Source organism: Methylorubrum thiocyanatum (assembly GCA_014138645.1).
Lineage (GTDB): Bacteria > Pseudomonadota > Alphaproteobacteria > Rhizobiales > Beijerinckiaceae > Methylobacterium > Methylobacterium thiocyanatum.
In genome coordinates this window covers 200,803-216,073 of the sequence record JACJIB010000007.1, presented here as the reverse complement: position 1 = coordinate 216,073, position 15,271 = coordinate 200,803, and the positions used below count along the sequence as shown (strand labels likewise).

Here is a 15,271-nt window from a genome sequence, read left to right as displayed (position 1 = left end):
ACGACATATGAGAAATTCCAACCTGCATACCGGCGAAAATTTAGAACATTGTTCCGTTGACGCTGATTTCCTCTCTCGCTTATCCCTGAGCCGCGGCACGACAAGACTGAATGAGTCGTGACAACGCGAACGACAATTGCTTTCGGCGCGTCGAACAGCACGCCGATACAAATCCGCTCGACCTGATTGTCAGGTTTCGTGCGGACCTCTTCATCGCGGCTGCACCGATCTGTGCCGCGGCCTCTCCGGGGGCCGGACGCCGCGCGAGCCAACATCCCAAGGTGACGGAGAAATCAGACGATGAGCGGACCGGGTTTGAGCGTCAGCGCCTCAGCCGCACGCAATCTTGCGACGGCCACCGTCACCTCGGTCCAGAACGCGGCCAACACGCCGCGCTGGCTCCTGCGGCTCCTGCCCTTCGTCGACGTTCCCGGCGGCGTCTACCGCGTGAACCGCAGGGCCGTGGTGCTGGCCAAGCCCGGCCGCCTGGATCTTGCCACCGAGGACAAGGGCCGCGTCGTGCGCCCGGGCTCGCTGCGCGCCGTGCCGCTGTTCAGCCGCCTCGGCGATGCCGAACTCGCCGCGCTGGCGGGCAAGTTCACCGAGAGCAAGCACAAGGCCGGTGAGGTGATCCACGAGGAGGGCTCGACCGGCCGCAGCCTCGTGGTCGTCGCCGACGGCACGGTCGAGCTGACGCTGTCGGGTCCCTACAAGGGCCGGCTGCGCCAGGGACTGGCCACCCGCGGCGACTATTTCGGCGACGGCGACCTCGTCGGCGAGGCCGCCCCGGCCCCGGCGGTGAAGGCCCTCTCGGCCGTGACCCTGCTGACCCTCGACCGCGCCGCGATCGAGAGCGACGAGATCCGCGCCCGCATTACCCAGCATCAGGAGGAGCGCGACCGCCTGAAGGGCCACACCAACTCCTACGGCGAGCAGGGCATCGAACTCCTGGCGGTCCATGCCGGCGAGCCGCGCCTGCCGACCACCTTCGTCGATTACGAGGTCGATCCGCGCGAGTACCACCTCTCGACCATCCAGACGATCCTCAACACCCATACCCGCGTCACTGATCTCTACTCCAACGAGATCGACCAGCTCCGCGAGCAGATCCGCCTCACCGTCGATGCGGTGAAGGAACGCGAGGAATGGGAGCTCCTGAACAACTCGCAGTTCGGCCTGCTCAACGAGGTGTCCGGCCGCCAGCGCATCCCGACCCGCGGCGGTCCGCCCACCCCGGACGACCTCGACGAGCTGCTGACGCTCGTGTGGAAGAAGCCGGCTTTCTTCGTGGCGCACCCCCGCGCCATCGCGGCCTTCGGCAGGGAAGCCACCCGCCGCGGCGTGCCGCCGGTCGTGGTGCACCTGTTCGGCGCCCCCTTCATCACCTGGCGCGGCGTGCCGCTGGTGCCGAGCGACAAGCTGCCGATCGACATCGATCCGGCGACCGGCGCCCAGACCACCTCGATCCTGCTGGTGCGCGTCGGCGAGGGCGAGCAGGGCGTGGTCGGCCTGCACAAGTCGGGCGTCACCGGCGAGATCGAGCCCGGCCTGTCGGTGCGCTACATGGGCACCAACGACCACTCCATCGCCTCGCATCTCGTGACCCGCTACTTCTCGGCCGCCGTGCTGGTCGAGGATGCGATCGCCCGTCTCGATAACGTGCTGCTCGGCAACTACCATGACTACGCCTGAGGCGACGTCTTTGGGATTGTCCGGCATCGGCATCCCCACGGGCTCGAGTCCCGGGAACCCGGGCGAGCTCGCTCACGCGGATCTCGTCGGGCGCCTCGCCCGCGAGATCTACGGGCAGGGACAGGCCGCGAGCCAGCCCTTCGCCCCGGCGATCCCCGCCGGCCCGCAGGTGCCGCAGGCTCTCGAGAGCCTGCCCCAGGGCCCCGGCGGGGCGCCGCTCCCGAGCGGTGCGGTCGGCGTCCCCTCGGCTCCGGCCGGGGGGCAGCCCTCCGGCCTGCAGCCGGACGCCTCGGCACTGGCGGCGCGCTCCTTCGGGGCGCCGCCGGTCGGGCTGCCGGGCCTCTCCGGCCCGAGCCTGCCGAACCTCGCGCCCGCGAGCCCGGCCTTCTTCGACAAAGCCGCGATCCCGCCGGTCCATCCGGCGAGCCCGCGCTCCAGCCTGCCGGACTTCGCCTTCCCGACGGCGCCGGCCCTGGCGGCGGGCCTGCCCGGCGGACCGGACCTGCACCGGCAGATCGCGGCGGACCACCCCCGCGCCAACGCCTTCGCGCACGCGCTGGCCCCCCACCTCGTGCCGGCCGACCCGTCGCGGGCGGGCGTGGACGAGGCGCAGGAAAGTTTTCGCAAGACCGGGCGCCTGTCGCGGGCGCCGGAGGCGGCATCCGGGGCTGCATCCGGGGCCCCTGCCTCGGACTACTACTTCCTGAACCTCGGCCCCGGCCTCGCCCGCAAGGCGCCGGCCGCCCCGCGGGTCGAGCCGAGCCGCCATCCGGGCCCCGCCCCACGGGCCATCGCGCACGGGTCGAGCCCGGTCGCGGCACCCTTCGACGTCGAGAGCGTGCGGCGCGACTTCCCGGCGCTGCACCAGAGCGTGAACGGGCATCCGCTGGTCTGGCTCGACAACGCCGCGACCACGCACAAGCCGCAAGCCGTGATCGACGCGACCTCGGCGTTCTACGGCCGGCACAACTCGAACATCCACCGGGCCGCGCACACGCTCGCGGCGCGCTCCACCGACCTGTTCGAGGGCGGGCGCGAGGCAGTGCGCCGCTTCCTCAACGCGCCGAGCAAGGACGACATCGTCTTCCTGCGCGGCACCACGGAGGCGATCAACCTCGTCGCCAACTCCTACGGGCGGGCCAATATCGGGCCGGGCGACGAGATCATCCTCTCGACGATCGAGCACCACGCCAACATCGTGCCCTGGCAACTGCTCGCGCAGGCGACGGGCGCGACGATCCGGGTCATCCCGGTCAACGACCGCGGCGAGATCATCTTCGAGCAGTACGCCGCCCTGCTGTCGGGCCGCACGAAGATCGTCTCGGTGACGCATGTCGCCAACGCACTCGGCACGGTGAACCCGATCCGGGAGATCATCGCGCTCGCCCACGCCTACGGCGTGCCGGTGCTGGTCGATGCGGCGCAATCCTCGCCGCACATGCCCCTCGACGTGCAGGCGCTGGACGCCGACTTCCTGGTCTTCTCCGGGCACAAGGTGTTCGGCCCGACCGGCATCGGCGCCCTCTACGGCAAGACCGCGTTCCTCGAAGCGATGCCGCCCTGGCAGGGCGGCGGCCACATGATCGAGGACGTCACCTTCGCGCGGACCGTCTACAAGGGCGCGCCGGAGAAGTTCGAGGCCGGAACGCCCGACATCGCCGGGGCGGTCGGCCTGGGCGCGGCGCTCGACTACCTCGAGAGCATCGGGCTCCCGGCGATCGCGGCCTACGAGCACGATCTCCTGGACTACGCGCAGGCCGGTTTGGCCGAGGTGAAGGGCCTGCGCCTGATCGGCACGGCGCGGGAGAAGGCCAGTGTGATGTCCTTCACCATCGAGGGGCAGGAGAACGAGGCGGTGGCCCACCATCTCGACGGGCACGGCATCGCCGTGCGCTCGGGCCACCACTGCGCGCTGCCGGCCCTGCGCCGCTTCGGCGTGGATCAGTCGGTGCGCGCCTCGCTCGCCTTCTACAACACCCGCGCCGAGGTCGATGTCTTCCTGAGGGCGTTGCACACCCTGCCGCGGTCCTAGAGCGCGTTCCGACCTCAAGCGCCCGCCGACGAACCGCCCCGCGCATTGCCCCGGAGACCATCCGGAGCGATGCGCGGGGCCTTTGCTTGCGCCCTGTCTTCCTCTCGAAGGGCCGTCTTCTGCCGGGATGAGGGCGATCCGCCCACGGCCTTGCGCGATGCGTCCTCGCCCAACCGCCACGCTGCGCCATATGCTCGGCGTGCAGAGAACGGGATGAGGCGAGTTGTGAGCGTCGGACTGCTAGCCCTCTTGGATGACGTGGTCGCCCTGACGAAGGTCGCGGCCGCCTCGCTGGACGACGTGGCGGCCCAGGCCGGCAAGGCCGGGTCCAAGGCGGCCGGCGTCGTGATCGACGACGCCGCGGTGACGCCCCGCTACGTCGTCGGCTTCTCGCCCGACCGCGAATTGCCGATCGTCTGGCGCATCGCCCGCGGCTCGCTGATCAACAAGCTGGTGTTCCTGCTGCCGGCCGCGCTGCTGCTCAGCGCCTTCGCGCCCTGGGCGATCACGCCGCTCCTGCTGCTCGGCGGCCTCTACCTCGCCTACGAGGGGGCCGAGAAGGTCTACGAGATGATCGTGCCGCACGAGGCGCCCGCTCACGAGACGGGCGCGCAGGCGGCCCCGGATGCGCAGGTTCTGGAGGAACGGCGGGTCTCCAGCGCGATCAAGACCGACTTCATCCTCTCGGCCGAGATCATGGCCATCACCCTGTCGAGCCTGGATGCCGGCACGGTCTGGTCGCGGGCCGTGGTGATGGCGCTCGTGGCCATCGGCATCACGGTGGCGGTCTACGGTGCGGTCGCCCTGATCGTGAAGGCCGACGACGTCGGCGTGGCGCTGGCCCGGCGGGGCAGCGGCGTGCTGGCCGCGATCGGCCGCGGGCTGGTGCGCGGCATGCCCGTCTTCCTCAAGGCGCTCGCCCTTCTCGGCACCGCCGCGATGGTGTGGGTCGGCGGCGGCATCATCGTCCACAGCCTCGCGGCCTACGGCCTCGCCGGCCCGGAGCATGGGATCCACGCCGCGGCGGTGGCGGCCGCCGGGGCCGTGCCGGCGCTCGGCGGCGCGGTCGAGTGGCTGGTGACGGCGGCCGGCGCGGGCGTGATCGGGCTCGTCGTCGGCTTCGCGCTGATCCCGCTGGCCAGCAAGGTTCTGGCCCCCGCCTGGACGGCGATGACGCGGCTTCTGCCGATGCGGAGAAAGGAGGCCTGATACGGCATCCGCTCGACCAGAGCGGAGGCGGTATCAGCGAGCCTGCGCGGCGTTCGAGCCAAGCCGACATCCGCCAGCCCGACAGGATCGGCCGGAGGTTGTCTGACGCGCATCGGCCGGGGGAGACCAGCCACCGGACTACTTCGATGGAAACGCTCCCGCTTTCGGCATAGGGCCACCGAAAACGGAGTTGAGGCAAACATACGATAACTTTTTCTTAGGTTCCGAGGGATTATCATTTGTTGGATTGAACGTCAGAAGCCCATGGCTTGCAACCAGCGCACAGGCGGCCCGGAACACCATGCGCACAGCCATCCGCGTACAGCGCCTTCTATGAGAGGCGAGCCCGCTGTCCTGCCGCACCGCCCGCCTCTCGCCGAAGCGGAGCAGGGCGCCGCCCCGATCAAGCCCGCTGCCTTGATCCGCTTGTCCGCGCCGACCCTCGGCTCGGGGCCCCCCGCTGCCGCGGTGCCCGCCGGCGCACAGCCCCTCCAGCCCCGATTCGCGGATCTGGGACTCGCCGATCTCCAGGCGGCCCTGGACGGAGACGAGTTCTCGCTCGCCTACCAGCCCATCGTGTCGGCGGCGACGAGGGCGATCACCGGCTGTGAAGCGTTGCTGCGCTGGGACCATCCGATCCTGGGACCGGTGTCGCCCGCCGATTTCGTGCCGCTCGCCGAGGAGACGGGCGCGATCGGCCCGATCGGGCGCTGGGTTCTCGAAACCGCCTGCCGTCAGGCGGCGGCGTGGCCGGAGCACTGCCGGGTCTCGGTCAACGTCTCGCCGGTCCAATTGCAGGCGCCGGGCTTCGCGGCCCAGGTCGCCGCAGCCCTGCAGGCCAGCGGGTTGGCGGCCCGCCGGCTCGAACTGGAGCTGACCGAAGGGGTTCCGATGCGCGACGCCGCCGTCGCGCTCAACGGCATCATGGCGGTCCGGGCGCTGGGCGTCAGCGTGGCCCTCGATGATTTCGGAACCGGCTTCGCGTCGCTCGGCTACCTGCAGCGCTTCGTCTTCGACCGGATCAAGATCGACCGCTCGTTCATCCGGGACCTGGGTGAGGCGCGGGAGAGCTGGTTCCTGGTCCGGACGATGCACGACATCGCACATCACTTCGGCATGGCGGTGACCGCCGAAGGGATCGAGACCGAGGACGAGGCCCAGCTGCTGCGCGAGTTCGGTTCCAGGGAGTTGCAGGGCTTCCTGTTCAGCCGTCCCGTCACGAGCGCGGCGCTGACCGAACTCCTCGCCGGGACGGCGCAGGCGCCGAGAGGGAGAGAGGCGGAGCGACAACCGAAGTCCCTGAGCCATGCAGCCCCCTGACACCGGGCGGATCACCGCCGCGCGGCCGGCGGGAGCGGCACTGAACCACGGTCTCGACGCGCCTTGCCACCGAACCGGCACTTGCTCCGGCGCAGGAGCACTTCAGCTTGCGGGCCTTCCGTAAAGGACCTGAACGGCCATGCTCGACTTCCATACGCTTCAGGTCGCCAGCATCAGCTCGCGTCTCGCCTTCCTCCTGGTCTTCTTCGTCACCCTGCTGCGGCATCCGCGCGAGATCTATTTCGGGCTGTGGGCCGGCGCGCTGTGCTGCTCGCTGATCGCCTCGTTCATCATGCTGGGTGAGCCGTCGAGCGTCCCCCTGGAGGCCGTCAAGGGAAGCGTCGTCTACACCCTCTACGGGGCGAGCCTCGCCGTGTCCTGGGCGGGGCTGCGGAACTTCTACGAGCGCTCCACCCTGGGGGCGCCGACGCTCGGGCTCTCCCTCCTGGCCGGTCTGTCCTACGGCTTCCTGTTGGCGGCCGGGGGGACGATGCCCTGGGCCATGACCGTCGTGTTCGGCAGCATCGCGCTGAGCACCGGGTTCTGCCTCCTGGAAATCCTGAGAACCCCCCCGTCGCAGCGGCTCTGGACGCAATACGTCGTCCTCACCGGCTTCGGCGCGTACTTCTTCGTCTTCCTCCTGTCGATCGGCGTGGTCCATTTCGCGAGCGAGCGGATGGCCTCGCCCGATAGCGGCATCTACTCGCTCGTGTTCGACCTGTGGTGCGGCGTCTTCATTCAGGTCGGGTATCTCGCCATGGTCGGCGAGCGCGCGAACCTGAAGCTCAGCCGCCTGGCCGAGACCGATCCGCTCACCGGGCTGGCGAACCGGCGCGGGCTGTTCACGGCGATCAGCCGGCGGTCCGGCCCCGGCGGCGCCCTGCGCTGCGCGATCCTGCTCGCCGATATCGACCACTTCAAGTCGATCAACGACACCTACGGACACGATGGCGGCGACGCGGCCCTGATCGGTTTCGCGGAGCGCCTGCGCAGCGTGATGCGCAAGGACGACATCATCGCCCGCTGGGGCGGCGAAGAGTTCCTGGTCGTGCTCGACCAAGCCGATGCCGCCGCTGCCACCGCCGTCGCCGAGCGCCTGCGCAGGACCGCCGCCGGGCAGCCCTTCAGCGTGAACGGCGCCGCCCTGACCGTGACCGCCAGCATCGGCGTCTCGATCGTGGCGGCCGGCGAGGAGCGGATCGACGCCGCCCTGTCCCGGGCGGACGCGGCCCTCTACGCCGCCAAGAAGGGCGGCCGCAATCGCGTGTGCCTGGAACTGACGCCGCCTCAGACGGACATCCAGCCCCCCCGGAAAGAGCCGGCCTCCGGGCTGCGCGGGGCCATGGAAGCCATCCAGGTCGCCGCGCAGCCGCGCTCCGAGATGGCCTGAAACGTTTCTCCCACGGACCTTTGAGACGACCATGTTTGATCATTTTGCCCTGTCCCGCCGTGCCTCCGGGCGGAAGTGTCATCACGTCCTCGCCTCATCCGGGCGCATGTCGCCGCGGCGCGGAGCTTCGGCTCTCAGGGCTTCGATTCTCGGATCTTCGATTCTCGGGGCTTCGGCTCTCACGGCCGCGCTCGGCCTGGCCGCGATGTCCGCCCCGGCCCGGGCCGCCGACCCGGCCGCGGCTTCGGCCTCCGAAGGCGGGCTGACCGCGGGGAGCCTGCTCGTGCGCGGCCGGGTCATCGGCTCCATCCCCGTCGGGCAGTTCTCGCGGGTCGAGCCGATCGGCGGGCGCGTCGTCACCCCGGCCCGCGCCCTGCCGGACCTCGACGTGACCTACTTCCTGTCCGATCACTTCGCGGTCGCCGGCCAGGTCGGCGTCGTCTCGACCAAGACCTCGATCCGCGGGTCGTTCATCGGCGACCTGCCGATCGGCTCGACCTGGAGCCTCAATCTGACCGGCGCGGTGCAGTTCCACTTCCTGCCCGACAACGCCTTCAACCCGTATGTCGGCGCGGGGGCCGGCTACACGCATCCGATCGCCTACGAGCCGGCCAAGCCCCTGATCACCGAGATGAAGGCCGACCCGCAGCTGGGGCCGATGCTCCAGGCCGGCTTCGACTATCATCTCGGCGGCGCGTGGTTCGCCAACATGGAGATCAAGAAGATCTTCCTGCCGCCGCTGGTCTCGCGGATCGGCGCCGGCAGCGCGACGGTGCGGCTCGACATGCTGATCATCGGCGCGGGCCTCGGCTACCGCTTCTGAACGGCAGCCGGCTTCGACCCGGCCGGGCGTTGCCCCGGCCGGGGCAGCGGGAGCCGCATCCCCCCGATTGCATCAGGTCGGGTACGGCTCTAGCGCCATCCCTGCAGCCAGGAGGTGACGGGATCGACGACGTAGGCCGCGACGGAGGCGGCCCAGGCCCAGGTTCCGCCCCCCGCCCGGACGGTCGGGGCCCGGCCGGCGCGCCGCGCGGCCTCGTCCTCGCGAGCCTGTTCGCGCATCGTGGCCGCCACCAGCCGGTCCTCGTGCTCCCGGCACTCGTCGAGGACGTTTCGCTGCGCGCCGGCCCGGCTCTGCCCCGCCGGCTGCCGGGCATAGGCCTCCCGCACGCAGCCGTGCCACGCCTCTTCGAGGATCCGCGCCTCTTCGAAAAATCCGAATTGGCGCGTCCCGGCCGCCGCAGCGCCAAGGCTGCCGCCGATCACGGACAAGGCCAGGAGCTGAGCCAAGAGTTGAGCCAAGAGCTGAGCCAGAGGCTGAGCGAAGAGCTGAGCCACGAATCGAGCAATGAGAGGCCTCGGCGCGTTCATGGCGGCGAGATGCCTCCGAAGCCATCAAGGCCGGCTTAACGGGCCGGTACCCCGAGGGCAGGGCGAGCGGCAGGCCGGTCGACGGGCCAATCGACAGGCGCGTCGAAGGAACGACTTCGCCTCACGGCGCTTCCCACCTCCCAACGACCAACGCCCCTATGGGAGACCGCATGGCCAAGGACGTGACGACCTACACCCTCAAGCAGGCGCTCGCCGCAAGGGTCGAGGACCACATCGAGATCGCGGTGGAAGCCGCGGACGGAACGAAGTTCAAGATCCGGGCGACACCGGATCAGCTCGACGCGCTCACGGGCGATCTGGAATCGATCCTCGACGGAGACGACGCGGAAGACGCCGCCTAACCGGCCGGCCCGGCGGGCGGGGCGCCACGCGCCCACCCGCCGTCTCATCCCCGCACGCCCCCGGTGCCGACGCCGGACCCCGCTCATCCCGGGGACCGGTCGTCGGCATCGTGCTGTCCGGACCCTGGCCATCGAAGCGGGGCGTATCGTGAGGCGGGCGGCGCCACCTTCCGGCGCCGCCCGCTTCGGTTGCAGGTGCGTTGGAGCACGCAGCGCGCGCGATCCGTCCCAGCGCGCCGGATGGATCGTTCGACCCCGCGCGTGACGGCGCACGATCGAACAAAATCCCAGTCATTTCAGCGGGTTTTAAAACTGATTCGCAAAATTTCCCGGGACGAGGAGCCGGCATGTGAACGTTTTATGACAGATCACGACACACGATTTCCGTGTGTGGAGGAGACGCAAGAAGATGCGACGCATCCCCACCCTCGCAGCCGGCCTCGCGCTCGGCGCCCTCGGCGTCACGGCGGCCTCCGCCGCGCCCGCGCTGCCGCAGCCGGGCCTCATCGCCGGACGCCCGGCCGAGACCGTGGACTGGCATCCCAGCACGCGCCATTGGGATCATCACTTCCACGCGCATCAGGAATCGCTGCGCTATCATCAGCCGGCGGAGGCGGAGCGGCGGGTCCACCGCTCGATGCGCCACGCCGATCCGCGCCTGCACGACCCGGCCTCGGCCCATCCCCGCTATCGGCTCGGTTACCGGTAGAACGCAGTCCGAAAGGAAGCTGCCTTCTCTCGAGGAAGACGACGCAAGAACAGGAGCCTCGTCCCGGATCCGGGATCCGGGACGAGGCTCGGGGACGCAGAGCGCCGTCCGGATCGGTCGGCGCGAACTTTCCGGGGGAAGCCGGGTTGAGGGATACCCCCTCCCCGGTCAGGACACCCCATGCGGTTCACGACGCGGTTCACGACGATCGCCCTGGTTCTGGCCCTGAGCCTCCCGACCGCGGCCTTGGCGCAGGCGGGCGGGGCCGCGCCGCCCTCGCCGCCGAGCCCGAAGGCCTCGGCCACGGGGTCGCGGCCGGTGCCCGGTCCGAGCACGGCCGCTCCCCCGGCCGGCACGCCGAACGAGCCGGCCGTCGTCGGTGGCACGCCGGGCGCCGTGATCGGCGGCACGCCGACCAGCGGACCGCCCGGCACCGGCGGCACCGCAGGCGGCCCCGCGCTGAGCGGGCGGTAGCGCGGCGCGCCGTGCGGCTCGGCGGGCCGGTGAGCATGGCCGCGCCGCGCATTTGCGGTAAGCTCGCGACATGAGCTCGCCTTCGACCGTTCGCTCCGCCCGCGCGCGTCTCGCCTACGCGCGTGTCTCCTGCACGCGTCTTCTGGCCGCCGCGCTGGCCGCTTCTCTCGCGGTGGGCCTTCCGGCCGGCCTCTCGGGACCGGCCCGCGCGCAGGCGGTGCCGCCCGCACCCGAACTGCCGCCGATCCAGTCGGACGAGGCCCGTCTCCTGCCGGTGCTGGCCCGCCGCGGCATGGTCTCGTCGCAGGACGCGCTCGCCACCCGCGTCGGCGTCGAGATTCTGCGGAAAGGCGGCAACGCCGTCGATGCGGCGGTGGCGGTCGGCTTCGCGCTGGCCGTCACTCTGCCGCGGGCGGGCAATCTCGGCGGCGGCGGCTTCATGATGGTGCACCGCGCCGCGGCCGGAGAGAGGGCTGCCGACACCATCGCCATCGACTACCGCGAGACCGCCCCGGCCGCCGCCACCGCCGACATGTTCCTCAACCCGCAAGGGGAGCCGGACCGCGCCGCCTCCACTCGGACCGGCAAGGCGGTGGGCGTGCCCGGCACGGTGCGGGGGCTCGCCGAGGCGCACCGGCGCTACGGCTCCGGCAAGCTCTCGCTGGCCGAGTTGATCGCCCCAGCCGAAAAGCTCGCCCGCGACGGCATTCCGGTCGAATCGGGACTGGCCGATTCCCTGCCGCGGGCCTCGGGGCTGCTCGGGCAATGGCCCTCGAGCCGGGCGGTGTTCTTCGAGGGCGACCACGTGCTGCCCCGCGGTGCGACGCTCATCCAGCGCGACCTCGCCGACACCCTGAGAACGATCGCCGAGCGGGGGTCGGACGCCTTCTACGAGGGGCCGATCGCCGAGAGGATCGCGGCGGCCGTGCAGGGGGCCGGCGGGATCATGACCACCGCCGACCTCACCGCCTACCGGCCGGAGATCCGCACGCCCGTGCGCGGCACCTATCGCGGCTACGAGATCGTCTCGATGCCGCCGCCGAGTTCCGGCGGCGTGCATCTCATCGAGATCCTCAACATCCTGGAGGGCTACGACCTCGCCGGCATGGGCACGGGCAGTGCGCAGGCGCTGCACACGCTGGCGGAGGCGATGAAGCCGGCCTACGCCGATCGGGCGACCTGGCTCGGCGACCCCGCGCGCACGCGGGTGCCCGTCGCAGGGCTCACCGCCAAACCCTACGCGGCGGCCTTGCGCGAAAAGATCGATCCGGAGCGGGCGAAGACCGCCGCCGAGGTGAGCGCCGGCAATCCGCTGCCCTACGAATCCGATCAGACCACGCATTTCTCGGTGGTGGACGCCGAGGGCAACGCCGTCTCCAACACCTACACCCTGAACTTCTCCTACGGGATCGGCCTTGTGGCCGAGGGCACGGGGGTGCTGCTCAACAACGAGATGGACGACTTCTCCGCCAAGACCGGGGCGCGCAACGCCTACGGTCTCGTCGGCGGCGAGGCCAACGCCGTGGCGCCGGGCGCGCGCCCGCTCTCCTCGATGACCCCCACCTTCGTGTTCCGGGACGGCAAGCTGCTCCTCGTGACCGGAAGCCCGGGGGGCAGCCGCATCATCACGACCACGCTTCAGGTCATCGTGAACGTGCTCGATTTCCGCATGAACCTCGCCCAGGCGGTGGCGGCGCCGCGCATCCACCACCAGTGGCAGCCCGACGTGCTGATGGCCGAGGAAGGCATCTCGCCCGATACGCTCGCTCTGCTGCGAGCCAAAGGTCACAATGTGAAGGTCGGCGCGACCTCGGGTTCGGCCAATTCGGTCATGGCCGAGGACGGGCTCTTGGCCGGGGCCTCCGACCCGCGCCAGCGGGGAACGCTGGCCGAGGGACCCTGAGCATCGTCCCGAAAGTGCCGTCGGCTTTCGGAGAAGGACGATGTCCTAGCGACAGCACGCCGGTTGCCCGCGACTGGGTTTGCGCCCTGGACCCGAAAAAAGGCTCGCGTTCTCGGAATCCGGTCTTTGGCGCGCCAGCGCGGCGATTTCTGCCAGCAATTCGGCGTCGGTGTCGGAGGGGCGGCCGAACAGGCGCGAGACCGCCACCGGCAGGCGCCACGCGGCGATGGCCTCCTCGGGCAGACCGCTCGCCGCGCGGTAGCTCGCCACGTACCATGCCGCGATCAGCCGACGGGCCATCCGCACGGGGAAGAGCCGGCTGAACCAGGCAGGGCCGAGCCGGCCGTAGCGCAGCATCAGTTCGGAGCGGGCCACATCCGCGGCCGGATCGCCCGCACTCGCCTTCTGCCAGTCGATCAGGCGCAGCCCGGCGCCGGTCGCGATCACGTTGCCGGGATGCACATCGCCGTGACAGAGGCGGTCGCCCGCCGGCAGGCGGTCGAGGGCGGCGAGCGCCGCCCGCCGCAGAGGCTCGGGCACCCGCGCCCCCTCGATCTGGTGCCGGAGGCGCGCGTGCTGCGAGGGCAGGCCGGGAGCCGGACAGGCGTGGATCGCGTGCTGGATCCGCGCCACGCGGCGCAGGGCGAGCAGCAGCCCGAGCGGGTTGTAGGCGTAGCGCACCGTCATTGGCGCACCGTCGAGACGCACGAACAGGATACCGGCGCGCCCGGCCCGGCCGACGATGCCGAACGCCTCCGGCACCGGAAGGCCGAAACCGTGGGCGAGTCGGCTCGCGGCCAGCTCGTTCGCCACCGCCTCCGGCTCGAAGGGTTGCCGGTAGAGCTTCACCACCCGGTCCGGCCCCTCGGCGAACACCTCCGAAGAGCGGCCGGCGCCGATACGGTGCGGTCCCGCGGCGGGCGGGGACGCGGCGCAGAAGGACAAGGCGCGGACCATGGCTGCGGCTCCGAGCGCGCTCCAAGACGGGCCGCTCGCACGCGAACCACCCTATTCGTCCCCTCCCTCTCAGTTATCCACAAGATACGATTCAGCAAATCTCATTTGTTGCTTGGCGATCGTAAGTCGATCCGAGGTCTGTTCACGGAACCGCACGCAGATTTTAGCCTGTTATTGAATTTAGTCCTATCAAGCACCATGACGACCCGATCGCGCATCGCGGACATCTACGACGCGCTCGCATGATACCGGCCTCACACGCCGGGGGGCTGGTGACCGTCCCTGACGGCCGCCCTCGCGCTGGTGGCGCTCCGCGCGGGGCCGAGGCGGTTCCGACGGGTTTCCGCGGCCCGGCGGTGGGCAAGCGCGGACGCACGCGGTAAAGGAGCGCCAGCCTCACGCAGACCAAAGATGCTCCTCTTCCGCTCGCTCGCCTTCAACCTCTCGTTCTACGTCGCGACGACCCTGATCGCGATCTTCGGCCTGCCGGCGCTCGCCGCGCGCAAGGGCGTGATCCGGGTGGCCCAGTTCTGGGGCCGCACGGTGATGCTCCTGTTGCGAGTCATCGGCGGCACGCGGGTGGAGTTCCGCGGCCTGGAGAACATCCCGGAGGGCCCTCTTCTGGTCGCCGCCAAGCACCAGTCGGCCCTGGAGACCCTGGCGCTCACGGTGGCGTTCGAGGATTTCGCCTACGTGCTCAAGCGCGAACTGATGTGGATTCCCGTGATCGGCTGGTATCTCGGCCGGGGCGGAATGGTGCCGATCGACCGCTCCAAGGGCGCCAAGACCATGGCGGCGCTGAACGCGGCGGCGGCCGGGGCGATCCGCGACGGGCGCCAGCTCATCATCTTCCCCGAGGGCACCCGCCGCCCGGCCGGGGCGCCGCCCGCCTACAAGCAGGGCGCCTCCCACCTCTACGCGGCGCTGAACGTGCCCTGCCTGCCCGTGGCCCTGAACACCGGCCTGTACTGGCGCCGCCGGGGCTTCCGCCGGATGCCGGGCACCACGGTGATCGAGTTCCTGCCGGTGATCCCGCCGGGCCTGTCCCGCGCCGCCTTCCTCGCCGAGGTGCAGGGCCGGATCGAGACGGCCTCCGACGCGTTGCTCGCCGAGGGCCGCGCCGACCTCGCCCGCCACGGCCACCCCGTCGCCGTGGCGATGGGCGGCTCCGTCCCCGCGACGGACCCGTCGGGGACGCTCTGACGGTCAGTCGGCCGCGAAAGCGCACGCGGCAACAGAAAGCGACCTTCTCGGAGCTACGATTTGTAGCTACACGAGAGGTATGGGCTTTCAGTGGGACCTCGAGAAGGATGCGGCCAACCAAGCCAAGCACCTGATCGGTTTCCGGCAGGCGGCCGAGATTTTTCGGGGCGTCCGGCTGACCCGCGAAGACACCCGGCGCGACGACGGCGAACGCCGTTTCATCGCCCTTGGAGAGTACGACAACGCGGTGCTGCGGGTGGTCTACACCCTACGCGACGGGGACATTCGCATCATCTCAGTATGGAAGGCGAGCAGACATGACCGAAAAGTCTACGCGACCGCGCGGAAAGCTCGTCCGGTTTGACAGCCTCGACGACATGCCGCCCGCCCCGCCGCTGAGCAGCGCCTTCAAGGCGCTGACCGACGAGGCGATTGAACACCGCGCCGCCGACGACCCAGATGCAGGCGCGATCCCGGCGGAGTTCTGGGACACGGCGACCCCCGTCGAAGCCGAGACCAAGGAGCAGATCACCCTGCGGCTCGACCCCGACGTGCTCAGGCATTTCCGGAGCACCGGGAAGGGTTATCAGTCCCGGATCAACGCGGTGCTCAAGAGCTACGTGCGAGCGAAGGAGAAGGCGGGCTGAGC

General features: G+C 70.5%; 15 protein-coding genes. 13 read left to right on the top strand and 2 right to left on the bottom strand.

Annotation, left to right across the window (positions count from 1 at the left end):
• Positions 1-300 precede the first annotated feature (300 nt).
• The 6 genes from HNR51_RS19795 (at position 301) to HNR51_RS19770 (ending at position 8,466) form a co-directional block, all read left to right on the top strand.
• Complete coding sequence (locus HNR51_RS19795) at positions 301-1,692, top strand: family 2B encapsulin nanocompartment shell protein (RefSeq protein ID WP_012453464.1); 1,392 nt, start codon at positions 301-303, stop codon at positions 1,690-1,692.
• Positions 1,679-3,724, top strand: coding sequence for a family 2A encapsulin nanocompartment cargo protein cysteine desulfurase (locus HNR51_RS19790; RefSeq protein WP_182556124.1), 2,046 nt, complete (start codon positions 1,679-1,681; stop codon positions 3,722-3,724). The genes HNR51_RS19795 and HNR51_RS19790 overlap by 14 nt, the downstream gene beginning before the upstream one ends.
• 225 nt (positions 3,725-3,949) lie before the next feature.
• Positions 3,950-4,933, top strand: coding sequence for a DUF808 domain-containing protein (locus HNR51_RS19785; protein WP_041371169.1), 984 nt, complete (start codon positions 3,950-3,952; stop codon positions 4,931-4,933).
• A 417-nt stretch (positions 4,934-5,350) separates the two neighbouring features.
• The gene (locus HNR51_RS19780) at positions 5,351-6,253 is read left to right on the top strand and encodes a putative bifunctional diguanylate cyclase/phosphodiesterase (protein ID WP_239681429.1); all 903 of its coding nucleotides are present in this window, start codon (positions 5,351-5,353) and stop codon (positions 6,251-6,253) included.
• 139 nt (positions 6,254-6,392) lie between these two features.
• Positions 6,393-7,643 carry a GGDEF domain-containing protein gene (locus HNR51_RS19775; RefSeq protein ID WP_182556122.1) on the top strand — a complete coding sequence of 417 codons (1,251 nt, stop codon included), beginning with the start codon at positions 6,393-6,395 and terminating at the stop codon, positions 7,641-7,643.
• Between the two features lie 205 nt (positions 7,644-7,848).
• On the top strand, positions 7,849-8,466 hold the full coding sequence (locus HNR51_RS19770; RefSeq protein ID WP_239681428.1) for an OmpW/AlkL family protein: 618 nt from the start codon (positions 7,849-7,851) through the stop codon (positions 8,464-8,466).
• 89 nt (positions 8,467-8,555) lie between these two features.
• On the opposite strand, the gene HNR51_RS19765 is transcribed toward HNR51_RS19770, so the two are convergent.
• On the bottom strand, positions 8,556-9,014 hold the full coding sequence (locus tag HNR51_RS19765) for a hypothetical protein (RefSeq protein ID WP_306424240.1): 459 nt from the start codon (positions 9,012-9,014) through the stop codon (positions 8,556-8,558).
• A gap of 170 nt (positions 9,015-9,184) precedes the next feature.
• Here HNR51_RS19765 and HNR51_RS19760 point away from each other — a divergent pair, with 170 nt between their 5' ends.
• From HNR51_RS19760 to ggt, 4 genes are all read left to right on the top strand, one after another.
• A complete protein-coding gene (locus HNR51_RS19760) occupies positions 9,185-9,376 on the top strand; it encodes a hypothetical protein (RefSeq protein WP_012453457.1) in 192 nt (63 codons plus the stop codon).
• A gap of 409 nt (positions 9,377-9,785) precedes the next feature.
• Entirely contained in the window at positions 9,786-10,085 is a 300-nt protein-coding gene (locus HNR51_RS19755) for a hypothetical protein (RefSeq protein ID WP_182556120.1), read from the top strand.
• A gap of 180 nt (positions 10,086-10,265) precedes the next feature.
• The gene (locus HNR51_RS19750) at positions 10,266-10,559 is read left to right on the top strand and encodes a hypothetical protein (protein WP_182556119.1); all 294 of its coding nucleotides are present in this window, start codon (positions 10,266-10,268) and stop codon (positions 10,557-10,559) included.
• Between the two features lie 70 nt (positions 10,560-10,629).
• Positions 10,630-12,462, top strand: coding sequence for a gamma-glutamyltransferase (gene ggt, locus HNR51_RS19745; RefSeq protein WP_239681427.1), 1,833 nt, complete (start codon positions 10,630-10,632; stop codon positions 12,460-12,462).
• A gap of 45 nt (positions 12,463-12,507) precedes the next feature.
• On the opposite strand, the gene HNR51_RS19740 is transcribed toward ggt, so the two are convergent.
• A complete protein-coding gene (locus tag HNR51_RS19740; protein ID WP_182556118.1) occupies positions 12,508-13,419 on the bottom strand; it encodes a phosphotransferase family protein in 912 nt (303 codons plus the stop codon).
• Between the two features lie 411 nt (positions 13,420-13,830).
• Between HNR51_RS19740 and HNR51_RS19735 the strand changes: the two genes are divergently transcribed.
• The 3 genes from HNR51_RS19735 to HNR51_RS19725 all read left to right on the top strand — a co-directional run bounded on the left by HNR51_RS19735 (position 13,831) and on the right by HNR51_RS19725 (position 15,269).
• The gene (locus HNR51_RS19735) at positions 13,831-14,622 is read left to right on the top strand and encodes a lysophospholipid acyltransferase family protein (protein WP_182556117.1); all 792 of its coding nucleotides are present in this window, start codon (positions 13,831-13,833) and stop codon (positions 14,620-14,622) included.
• 79 nt (positions 14,623-14,701) lie between these two features.
• The gene (locus tag HNR51_RS19730) at positions 14,702-14,986 is read left to right on the top strand and encodes a BrnT family toxin (RefSeq protein ID WP_182556116.1); all 285 of its coding nucleotides are present in this window, start codon (positions 14,702-14,704) and stop codon (positions 14,984-14,986) included.
• Entirely contained in the window at positions 14,940-15,269 is a 330-nt protein-coding gene (locus HNR51_RS19725; RefSeq protein WP_182556115.1) for a BrnA antitoxin family protein, read from the top strand. The genes HNR51_RS19730 and HNR51_RS19725 overlap by 47 nt, the downstream gene beginning before the upstream one ends.
• Positions 15,270-15,271: the final 2 nt, after the last annotated feature.

Excerpts from the sequence above, each read along its gene's own strand:
- HNR51_RS19795 (WP_012453464.1), top strand. The coding sequence starts at position 301 with ATGAGCGGACCGGGTTTGAGCGTCAGCGCCTCAGCCGCACGCAATCTT.
- HNR51_RS19790 (WP_182556124.1), top strand. The coding sequence starts at position 1,679 with ATGACTACGCCTGAGGCGACGTCTTTGGGATTGTCCGGCATCGGCATC.
- HNR51_RS19775 (WP_182556122.1), top strand. The coding sequence starts at position 6,393 with ATGCTCGACTTCCATACGCTTCAGGTCGCCAGCATCAGCTCGCGTCTC.
- HNR51_RS19770 (WP_239681428.1), top strand. The coding sequence starts at position 7,849 with ATGTCCGCCCCGGCCCGGGCCGCCGACCCGGCCGCGGCTTCGGCCTCC.
- HNR51_RS19765 (WP_306424240.1), bottom strand. The coding sequence starts at position 9,014 with ATGAACGCGCCGAGGCCTCTCATTGCTCGATTCGTGGCTCAGCTCTTC.
- HNR51_RS19760 (WP_012453457.1), top strand. The coding sequence starts at position 9,185 with ATGGCCAAGGACGTGACGACCTACACCCTCAAGCAGGCGCTCGCCGCA.
- HNR51_RS19755 (WP_182556120.1), top strand. The coding sequence starts at position 9,786 with ATGCGACGCATCCCCACCCTCGCAGCCGGCCTCGCGCTCGGCGCCCTC.
- HNR51_RS19750 (WP_182556119.1), top strand. The coding sequence starts at position 10,266 with ATGCGGTTCACGACGCGGTTCACGACGATCGCCCTGGTTCTGGCCCTG.
- ggt (WP_239681427.1), top strand. The coding sequence starts at position 10,630 with ATGAGCTCGCCTTCGACCGTTCGCTCCGCCCGCGCGCGTCTCGCCTAC.
- HNR51_RS19740 (WP_182556118.1), bottom strand. The coding sequence starts at position 13,419 with ATGGTCCGCGCCTTGTCCTTCTGCGCCGCGTCCCCGCCCGCCGCGGGA.
- HNR51_RS19735 (WP_182556117.1), top strand. The coding sequence starts at position 13,831 with ATGCTCCTCTTCCGCTCGCTCGCCTTCAACCTCTCGTTCTACGTCGCG.
- HNR51_RS19730 (WP_182556116.1), top strand. The coding sequence starts at position 14,702 with ATGGGCTTTCAGTGGGACCTCGAGAAGGATGCGGCCAACCAAGCCAAG.
- HNR51_RS19725 (WP_182556115.1), top strand. The coding sequence starts at position 14,940 with ATGACCGAAAAGTCTACGCGACCGCGCGGAAAGCTCGTCCGGTTTGAC.